The following is a 2105-nucleotide window of genomic DNA, read 5'->3' on the forward strand; positions in this document are numbered from 1 at the left end:
TCTGATCTCGGACGATCAGACACCCGCAAACAATTCCATGGTTGGAACACAGAGTATAATAACGCGGGGCTCTACTATACCGCAACCTACGCCGGCTCGTACCAAGCAAGCAAAGACCCAATCAACGCCGTTCTGACCTACATCAATGGCGACAACTTCTGGGGCAAGATCAGCCTCTGGCGTCGCCCACTCGCCTAACATCGCCCAGTTATTCGCGCCCCCGAGTCAGTCATGGGACTTCTAAAACATTTCCTCCCGAGGCGAGAACAGATACCCGGTTCAATCGTCACACGGGTGAATTTCATCGTCCGCATGGTGATGAACCCGTGCGACGCTCCTCTTGTCGTCTACGTCGAAACCATGTGGCCGGCTGCGCTGGAAGCCGCGATCACCGCAGTAGACTTCGGCCTCGCTGATATCGCAAGGTGCGTCTTTCGCCCGTGGGGGTTGATGAAAACCGCAGGCGGCAGAAGCCGCAGGACAAAGCGCCCCAAGCTGATCCGCCGCTTAATGCGCCGCATCCCCCTGCTGCGCCTGGTCCAAGACCGAAAAATCGGCCGCAACTTAAAATGGCTCTGGATCATCGACACCAAGCTCCAATACGTCCTGTTGTGGCTCCTGATCATCGACGTGGTGAGCGAGTTCCTTTACCGTTGGACCTCTGCCCTGTATTGCACGGCGCCTTGCCTCATGTCGCAAGCCGCCGGCGCGGCACTCGGCTTCACCGATGGTGACGTTCATCTGGCGCTGTCCGGCTGGACGCCTATGGTGTGGAAGGAAACTAAATACGAACGGGGTAGCGCCACCATCAGCCTCGGCGGTGCCAGAATGGGACCCGGAAAGTGGCAAATCTGCGCCGGGACAACCACAACAGCCCTCAGCGGTGGCGAGCTTCAGATATCCATGCGCATCATCATTGTTGGCGAGCCCAACCCTATCGACCAGGACGGCCCGGTCTTCGTGACGCAAACAAAACCCGCTGATCTTGTAGCCTCCGCCTACGTTGAAGGAGATTTCAGCATCATCGTTCAAGTCCGCTCGGAGGGCGGCAACTATCAAACTCAGGCCAGCTACCTTTCGGTGATCGCCATCCCGGAAGGCGGACAACCCTTATGCCCCTGCACATAAAAAGAAGCCCGACCCCTTCTCAGGGGCCGGGCCAGGGTCTCGTCCAAGACGAGCGAACAACCACATCGATCAAGGACGCAAGCAGTGTACTGTGGTGACACCAGCCTTGTCAATACAAATACCTGGGAGGGCACCGCCACCGCGCTGCTCTGCAAATGCTGGACATGCCCGGACTGCGCCCCTCGACGAAAAGCCCAGCTGAAGGCCCTGGCGCATCGCGGCCACCCCACAACCTTTATAACGCTCACCGCAAGCCCCGCCGCAGGAGAAACCGACGCTGAGGCCGCTCAAACACTCGTCAAAGCGTGGCGACGCATCCGCCGCGACTTGGTCGAGAAGAAGGGCATGAAAAACCCTCCCTTCATTGCGGTCTTTGAGAAAACCAAGAAGGGGCGCCCGCACCTACATATCCTCGTGAGGCTCCCCTTCGTTTCGCAAAAATGGTTATCTAACCGAATGCGTGAGCTCGCGCGCTCGCCCATTGTGGACATCCGAAGGGTCCACAACGACCGCCACGCGGCGTCGTACGTCTCCAAATATCTCGCGAAAGACCCCACTCGTTTCAGCGGCTGTAAGCGTTACTGGCGCTCCTTGGACTGGGACCTTAACATCGTTCTCGATGACGAACCGCCGTTTGAAAAAGCCTTCGGATGGCATCACGATCAACGTTCCATTTACCAGCTTCACCACGACCTTCGTCAAATGGGCTTTGTCATCAACATCGAGGGCAACCGCATAACGTTCTGTTGGCCATGGCAAACCGCCCCTCCCAACAACAACCCCTCTTTCAATGGACTACGATAGTTGAGTACGTCCGGAAACGCGCGGAGCTTTAGGACCACGCCTCGCCATTGTCGTGCGAAGCGGCCGGCTGGCGCCGGCGGCTGGTTTCCACCGAGGGAGCACTGCCGACCTCGCCAGGTGCGCTTCAAGTGCGCGCCCCTGTCGCCCTACGGGGTCGGTCCGCAGTGCTCCCT

Annotated in this window: 2 protein-coding genes; both read left to right on the forward strand. The window is 58.5% G+C overall.

Annotation, left to right across the window (positions count from 1 at the left end):
* The first annotated feature begins 231 nt into the window (after positions 1–231).
* On the forward strand, positions 232–1128 hold the full coding sequence (locus FVQ81_18440; GenBank protein MBW7998510.1) for a hypothetical protein: 897 nt from the start codon (positions 232–234) through the stop codon (positions 1126–1128).
* Positions 1129–1212: 84 nt separating this feature from the next.
* Positions 1213–1932, forward strand: a complete 720-nt coding sequence (locus FVQ81_18445; GenBank protein MBW7998511.1) for a hypothetical protein — start codon at positions 1213–1215, stop codon at positions 1930–1932.
* Positions 1933–2105: the final 173 nt, after the last annotated feature.

The organism is Candidatus Glassbacteria bacterium, assembly GCA_019456185.1.
Classification (GTDB): Bacteria; Gemmatimonadota; Glassbacteria; order GWA2-58-10; family GWA2-58-10; genus JAJRTS01.